Raw genomic sequence first — 7799 nt, forward strand, 5'->3', positions numbered from 1 at the left:
AACAGCCCGATGCTACACCATGAACGGCTCCGGCCCCCATCGCGCGATTATCCGGCCGATGAGTGGAACGTTATCGAAAGGTCCTTTCGACCGGATTTTCTGGCCCAGCTCGAAACGATGCTGGCTCTCGGCAATGGATATGTTGGCCTGCGCGGCGGCCCGGAGGAAGGCGGCCCGAACGTCGAGAACGGCACATTCATCAACGGGTTTTATGAAACCTGGCCTATCGTCTACGGAGAAGACGCTTTTGGCTTCGCCAAAACTGGCCAGACGATCTGCAATGTGACGGACAGCAAGATCATCAAGCTCTTCGTGGACGACGAACCGTTCTGGTTACCCGATGCACAGCTCCTGGCTTACGACCGGCGTCTCAACATGAAGGCCGGCACACTCGATCGGACCGTGCTCTGGGAGACACCCTCCGGCAAGCAGGTGTCGATCACGTCCCGGCGTCTGGTCTCCTTCGCGAACAGGCATGTGGTCGCTATCTCGTATCGTGTGACACTCGTCGATGCTCAGGCATTTGTCGCAATTTCCTCGGAGATGGCTACCAATAAACCAAGCGACGGCGGCAATCGCGATGATCCGCGCCTGGCAAGGGCGTTTTCCGGGCGAGTACTTCATCCACAAACCAACTACTCCAAAGATCAGCGCATCGTGTTGTGCCATGCGACGGAAAAGAGCCGCTGTATGTTGGCATGTGCGACGGACCACACGATGGAGAGTTCCTGCTCGCACTCGCATAAGGCCGCCTGCACCCCTGACTTCGGCCAGGTTGCTTACACGGTCGATGCCAAGCCCGGCTGTCCGATCCAGCTCACCAAGTACATGGTCTATCACACCTCCCAGACGGCATCGGCCGAAGAGCTCTGCGGCCGCGCTGAATGGACATTGGATCGGGTCGTGACCCAGGGATTCCAGCCGCTGCTGGCCTCTCAAGGGCAGTACATGGACGATTTTTGGCGCCGAAGCGATGTTCATATCAAGGACATCAGTGAACACCGAGCAAAGCGCAGCACCGTAGAGATCCAGCAAGCGATCCGCTTCAATCTGTTTCATATTCTGCAAGCCTCCGCTCGCGCGGAGGGAGCGGGCGTGCCGGCGAAAGGACTTACCGGACAGGCTTATGAAGGACACTACTTCTGGGATGCGGAAATCTACGTGTTGCCGTTTCTGATCTATACGTCCCCGCGGATCGCAAGGAACCTTCTGGCGTTTCGTTACAAAATGCTCCCTCAGGCGCGGGCACGCGCGAGAGAATTGGGCCATCGAGGGGCGATGTACCCCTGGCGCACGATCAGCGGAGAGGAAGCATCCGCATACTACGCCGCGGGCACCGCGCAATATCACATCAACGCCGACATTATGTACGCAGTACGCAAGTACGTGCAGGCGACGGGTGACGACGCGTTCTTGCGAAAGTATGGAGCCGAAATGCTCGTTGAAACAGCCCGACTGTGGCTGGACCTTGGCTTCTATTCGGACGCAAAGGGGGGACAGTTTTGCATCAACGGTGTCACTGGGCCTGATGAATACAACGCGGTCGTAAACAACAACGCCTATACGAACTTGATGGCTCGCGAAAACCTTCGTTACGCCGCCGAGGTTGTCGAAGTTCTACGTGCAGCAGAACCAGACGCATACGACGAGCTTGCGCGAAAAACCGCGCTCGATCTCTCCGAGGTGAGCGCATGGATGCGAGCGGCGGAGAACATGTATGTGCCGTCGGACGAAACGCAGAAGGTTATTCTTCAGGATGACAACTTTCTCGACAGGGAGCCGTGGGATTTCCGCAACACACCGCGCGAGCACTATCCGCTGCTGCTGTTTTATCACCCGCTGAACATCTACCGAAAGCAGGTGATCAAGCAGGCAGATGTGGTGTTGGCGATGTTCCTGTTGGGCGACGCCTTCTCGTCAGAAGTCAAGAAGCGCAACTTCGATTTCTACGATCCATTGACGACAGGCGACTCGTCACTGTCCTCCTGCGTCGAGGCAATCATTGCCGCCCAAGTCGGCGACATGGACAAAGCAATCCGGTACGGCATGGCGGCCCTGCTGATGGACCTGGCCGATGTGGGAGGCAACGTGAAGGATGGTTGCCATATCGCCTCTATGGGCGGCACGTGGATGATGCTTACCTACGGTTTTGGCGGGATGCGGGACGATGATGGAACGTTATCGTTCTGGCCACGCCGTGCGCCCGAGGAAAACGCAATCCTTCGATTCCCCATAACCTACCGTGGCCAGTTGCTGGAGGTCGAAATTGGCCTGGAGACGGTGGAGTACGCGTTGCGTGAAGGTGAACGCCTCGTGATCCGCCACGAGAAGCAAGAGGTGGAGCTGACACGGGAGCATCCGGTGGCCGTTCGGCCGGTTTCGAGAAGGTGAGCGAGCCTGGATGACGGAGATAGGCCACAGCAACCGGAAACGGACGCGGCCTAAACGCCCGGGCGGAGGTGAGAAGCAATCACGCCTCTGCTGCCCTCAACCACGGTGCTTTTGTTTTCCTGAAATCCTGCCACGCGTTTCGCAGGCGCGCCTCAACGCCGATCGATGCGTGTGCCTGCCAGCCGGTTATGGCGGCTGCAGCGGTGCCGCTTTGGGAGAACTCGTCACCGAGCTCAGCGAAAAGACCGTCTGTGATCGCCATGTCGTTAAAGGAACCAAGTTCCTCCTGCAGGTCGGCCAGCCCGCGAGAGAATCGCCTGACGGACTTTCGCTCTCCATAGAGCGGTAACAGGAAGTCGGCGACGTAGCGCAGTCGCTTCGCAGCGAGCCTCAACCGGTGCAGTTTTTCCGCCGGAAGCGATTTGAAGCGGCGGCCGCGCTTGAGCACTTTCGCATGCTGCTCGGACAGGATGCGTCCGGCAAAGTTGATGGCGGGCTCGACCAGTCGTCCAAGGTCTTCGGGTGAGACGTCGCTACGCCACCCCCTGGCCTCAATCCAGCCGCCGAGGCCGATCAGGAAACTTGAGCAGCGGCGGTCAGCCAGCGCGAGACGTACCTTCTGGTAGGCGGCAGATCGGCGTTTCTCTGCGAGCTGTTCCAGGGCATCAAAGCCCGCGACCGAGGGACAGGCCTGCGCGATGGTCGGCAGCGTGCCCCGTTGAAACATATCCCAATCGCGTGCAGGGGAAAGGTTTCGTGCCAGCCACCTTGCTTCCGACCGGAACGAGTCGAGGTTGCTCAACGGCCCAACGGATCGCATCAAGTCCAGAGCCGCGCGAAGGCGGCGCAGCGACACGCGAAGCTGATGGACTCCCTCAGGATCGCGACCGTCCTCGGCGGCCGCGAGAGACCCAAGAAGATGGTGGAGGCAGGAGCGCAGAATCTTTGCGAAGGCCTCATCGAGCGATATTGACGGATCGAGGCGAAGCTTTCGTGGCTTCCGCAGGGCGGGGGACGCGTTGGCCGCGAGCTCAAAGCCGCGCGCCGACTTGCTGCGGATTGACGGTCGCACGGACCCATAGTCCGCGAGCCGAAGTGCGAGGTCGTAAATCGCGCTGGCGCTTCCAGCCTTGAGCTCCAATTCGATTTCGCTCACAGGCATCGATTGATCGCCTGACTTCAGCACTCCCTGGTCGAAAGCGACCTCGATCGTTCCGGATGGCAGCTCAACGATGCGCGTGTGCCGGTGGATATCCGCGGTGAAGATTGCCTCGAGCTGATGACGTCTAAGCTCCGAGCGAAGTTTGGGCGGGATGAAGGGGATCGCCAGTTCGACATCGGGAGCAATGGAAGGGATATTTGCCTCCCACTCGCCGCGCCGGAGCGGATCGTCTCCGAGTTCGGCTTTCACGGTCTGCACGAACCGTGCGCCGTTCTGACGAACCCGCAGGCTTAATCCATTTCGTCTCAGCGTCTGCTCGGGCGTATCGTAATAGACGGACTTGAGGTGTTTTCGTGTGCCCTTGTTGCGCGCGTTCGTCGCGATGATCGGAGCGGCGTTGAAATCCGCCATGCGATCAGCATCAACAAGAAGCTTGAGCTCGATCTCGCTGCCGCCGGGCGTGGCACCGTTTTGCGCAGGGATTTCTGACGTTACGTCATTCCTCTGATATTGCGCCTGATGAAGTGGATCGTTCGGCGGTTCCTGCGAACGGGCCTCCACGGCGGCGTGTTGCCCGGCGGCAACAGAGTCGTTCGGCCTTTTGTTGTCCTGTGTGGCAATGGTGCCATCAAGCCCGTGGGCGGCGCGTGCACTTTCCCGGGCGGCCTCTGGCGTATCAGTTTCTGACATGTACGATTGTGTGACGGTTGGATGACGATTCGATAACACATCGCACCGCCATCCAAAAGGAAGAACGACATCAATCTACTCGGAGACCTCATCCGTTTGGGTGAGCCAAATCAAGCGGGTTTTTCGCGCTCGAAATCAGTCCGGTCCTCCCGATGGAACCGACGCATCGTCGCACAAGTCGGACAGCAGCGGCCGATACTGCTGGATTGAGCTTTCATCGCTCGCGGAACGCAGCCTACATTGCAAAAGGAGGAAAACCGCCAAAAGCCGAATTGCCGCGCGAAATCCATTTGCCGCCATTCGATGCGAGTGATTGAGTTATTTGGCAATTCGACTCGTTGAAATCCGGAAAATGCAAAGGTCAGCGAGGTTTACGCTATGCTTGCCGAGAAGTTCTTTCTGGTATTGGAGACGCTGAGAAGCCACGCATCGGATGGTGAACCCCAGATCGTGATCAGCACCACGCAACATGTTCCAATCTCTGTGCTGCGCAGGAAGCCAGTCAAAGGCTGAGTGACGTCGCTACCTGGAGAAATGAGACCAAGTCTTGCGGGGCGCTGACATCCGAGTTGGGCCCTGAGCCAAACCGTGCTCGAGCTTTCACCTGTCTGATCGCACGCACCGCTAGCGTATTGTGGAATTAGGTTTAGGCCAGTTACACTGGAGCAATTAGACGTGCTTTGCGCAGGTGGGAGATCGAGATGAATGATCGAACCGTGCGGACGGCGTTGGAGCGCCATTGGTATGCTTCAGACGCGGGCGATTTCCAGGTCGAGCATGAAATCTATCATGAGGACGCTGTGCTTGATTATCCGCAATCGGGCGAGCGGATCCGCGGACGGCAGAACATTCAAGACAGCCGATTCCTCCAGCCAAACAAGAAGCGTTTTACGGTCCGTCGAATTGTCGGCAGCGGCGATCTCTGGATCACAGAATTCGTACTTACCTATGACGGCATACCGTCCTACACGGTGAGTATCATGGAATTCCGCGAAGGGCTGGTGGCCCACGAAACACAATATTTCGCCGATCGATTTGACCCTGCACCCTCGCGTGCGCATCTTGTCGAGCGAGTAGGCGAAGTCACATCATTCTAGATGTCTGGACTTCGCTCTAGCTCCTCGCAACGAGACTGGCTCACGCGGCGCGTACGCCGGCGAGGAAGGTCGAGACTTCGCCGGAGAGCTGCTCAGCCTGCTTGGACAGGTTGCTGGCTGCGGTCAGAACGAGGCCCGCGGCGTTGCCGGTCTCGTTGGCGGCAGCGCTGACGCCGCCGATATTGGTGGTGACCTCCTTGGTCGCTTCCGCCGTCTGCGACACGCTGCGTGCGATTTCGGCGGTTGCCGCGCCCTGTTGCTCGATCGCGGAGCCGATCGATGTCGCAATCGTGCTGACTTCCTCGATCGTGGCGGTGATGCCGTCGATCGCCTCGACGGCTTCCTTGGTCGCGCCCTGGATCTGCGCGATGCGCGTGCCGATCTCCTTGGTGGCTTCNGCGGTCTGGCTTGCGAGGCTCTTGACCTCGGAGGCGACCACGGCAAANCCGCGGCCGGCCTCGCCGGCACGCGCGGCTTCGATGGTGGCGTTGAGCGCCAGCAGGTTGGTCTGCTCGGCAATGCTGGAGATCAGCTCGGCGACATGCTCGATCTGCTGGGCGCCATCGGCGAGCGCCCGCACGATGGTATCGGTGCGGCGCGCGCTTGCGACGGCGCGGCCGGTGACATTGGCCGACTGGGCGACCTGGCGGCTGATCTCGGAGATCGACGAGGACAATTCCTCGGCNGCCGAGGCCACGGTCTGCACGCGGGAGCTTGCCTCCGTTGCCGCCGAGCCGACCACNGAGGCCCGGTGATTGGTGCCCTCGGCGGTTGCGGACATCGACTTTGCGGTGGCNTCCANTTCGCTGGATCCCGACGCCATCAGTCCGACNAGCTGGCCGACCGATGCATCGAAGCGATCGGCGAGNGCGATCAAGGCGNCGCGCTTTTCCTNCTCGCTCCGCTCNTTGGTTGCATCCTGTTCCGCTTCCAGCGCCCGTGCNGTNATCGCGGTCTGCCGCAGCACCTCGAGCGTTTCCGCCATGCGCCCGATCTCGTCGCCGCGGCTCGTCTCCTCGACCGCTTCGTCGAGCGAGCCTTCGGCGATCCGCTGCATCCGGTTCTTCTGGCGATCGAGGGCTCCGACCACGTCGCGGGCAATCAGCCATGACAACAGCCCCATCAGCAGCATCAGACCGCCGCCGACCGCGCCGAGCTCCAGCAGCAGCGCATTCACATCGGCGTCGATATCATCGACATAGAGCCCGTAGCTCAAGAAGACGTTCCATGGCTCGAAGCTGCGGGCAAAGACCATTTTCCGCAGCGCCACGGTCTGCCCGGGGCGTGGATAAAGGTAGGACGTGGTGCCGCCGTCTGGGCTCTGCCGGGCGGCCGCGATAATGGCGTCGACGATCACGATGCCATTAGCGTCCTTCAGGCCGTTGGCCTTGCCTTCGAGCTTGGGATTGGCGCTGTTCACCATCACCGAAGCATCGGCATTATAGGCGATGGGATAGCCTTGGCCGTTGTTGAAGGTCATCTTCCGGCCGCGCCGGCGAAACTGCTCCTTGGCCTCGGCGACGGTCATCTTCCCCGCGGCGACCTCGTCCTGCAGCGACTGCGCCACGCCGTAGAGCAGGTCGACCGCCGTCCGCATCTGTACGACGCGATCGTCCAGCATGCGGCTTCGGCTGAGCCAGGCCGATCCCGCGACGATCGCGAACACGGTCAGTGCGGCAAGAGCCAGCATGCTTGTGAGTTTGGTGCGGATCGTCAGTTTGCTGAGCAGGTTCATTGCAGCCTCGGCAGGAATTGGTTCCTAGTGCGTAGCAGCAACTGTCTTACCAATCGTGAATCGAGCAATGCGATTCCAAACGGCGCGCACTGCGGCATGCAACATCCGGAGCGAATTTACGCTGCGCACGACGACGGATTGCCGATCGTTCCGCTACTCTTTTCTCGTCGCGTTGATCAGCGCAGCAGCGCGGGCACGACCGGAAACGGAATCATTCCGAGCAGCACATTGATCGGCGTGAACGCGGATTGAATATCTTCAGCGCGGTCGCTGTAATCAGCGGCCGGCGCGAACCGATCATGATGGCGAAGCAGCAATCAGGCAGCCTCGCTCGAGAACGCTTACAGTTTCTCGCAGCATCAGACTGCAGGACGGCGGCTCACGCGGCGCGAACGCCGGCGAGGAAGGTCGAGACTTCGCCGGAGAGCTGTTCGGCCTGCTTGGACAGGTTGCTGGCTGCGGTCAGAACGAGGCCCGCGGCGTTGCCGGTCTCGTTGGCGGCGGCGCTGACGCCGCCGATATTGGTCGTGACCTCCTTGGTCGCTTCCGCCGTCTGCGACACGCTGCGTGCGATTTCGGCGGTTGCCGCGCCCTGTTGCTCGATCGCGGAGCCGATCGAGGTGGCGATGGTGCTGACTTCCTCGATCGTGGCGGTGATGCCGTCGATCGCCTCGACGGCTTCCTTGGTCGCGCCCTGGATCTGCGCGATGCGCGTGCCGATCTC

The 7799-nt window shown here is 60.4% G+C and carries 5 protein-coding genes and 1 pseudogene; 3 read left to right on the forward strand and 3 right to left on the reverse strand.

The genetic code is table 11. The annotated features are described in order from the left end of the window. Positions 1–9: 9 nt before the first annotated feature. Positions 10–2391, forward strand: coding sequence for a glycoside hydrolase family 65 protein (locus YY7_RS0116410; RefSeq protein WP_028164195.1), 2382 nt, complete (start codon positions 10–12; stop codon positions 2389–2391). Positions 2392–2470: 79 nt separating this feature from the next. On the opposite strand, the gene YY7_RS51830 is transcribed toward YY7_RS0116410, so the two are convergent. Beyond that, entirely contained in the window at positions 2471–4243 is a 1773-nt protein-coding gene (locus YY7_RS51830; RefSeq protein ID WP_035690255.1) for a CYTH and CHAD domain-containing protein, read from the reverse strand. Between the two features lie 701 nt (positions 4244–4944). On the opposite strand from YY7_RS51830, the gene YY7_RS0116425 reads away from it, so the two are divergent. Then, the gene (locus YY7_RS0116425) at positions 4945–5340 is read left to right on the forward strand and encodes a nuclear transport factor 2 family protein (RefSeq protein WP_028164196.1); all 396 of its coding nucleotides are present in this window, start codon (positions 4945–4947) and stop codon (positions 5338–5340) included. A gap of 40 nt (positions 5341–5380) precedes the next feature. On the opposite strand, the gene YY7_RS0116430 is transcribed toward YY7_RS0116425, so the two are convergent. After that, positions 5381–7075, reverse strand: coding sequence for a methyl-accepting chemotaxis protein (locus YY7_RS0116430; RefSeq protein WP_028164197.1), 1695 nt, complete (start codon positions 7073–7075; stop codon positions 5381–5383). Between the two features lie 27 nt (positions 7076–7102). On the opposite strand from YY7_RS0116430, the gene YY7_RS60385 reads away from it, so the two are divergent. Then, positions 7103–7327, forward strand: coding sequence for a hypothetical protein (locus YY7_RS60385; protein WP_155255210.1), 225 nt, complete (start codon positions 7103–7105; stop codon positions 7325–7327). A gap of 127 nt (positions 7328–7454) precedes the next feature. Here YY7_RS60385 and YY7_RS0116440 read toward each other — a convergent pair. Beyond that, positions 7455–7799: pseudogene (locus YY7_RS0116440) on the reverse strand (methyl-accepting chemotaxis protein); the annotation flags it as partial.

The sequence above is a fragment of the Bradyrhizobium elkanii WSM2783 genome (assembly GCF_000472865.1).
In the GTDB taxonomy this organism is placed as follows: domain Bacteria; phylum Pseudomonadota; class Alphaproteobacteria; order Rhizobiales; family Xanthobacteraceae; genus Bradyrhizobium; species Bradyrhizobium elkanii_A.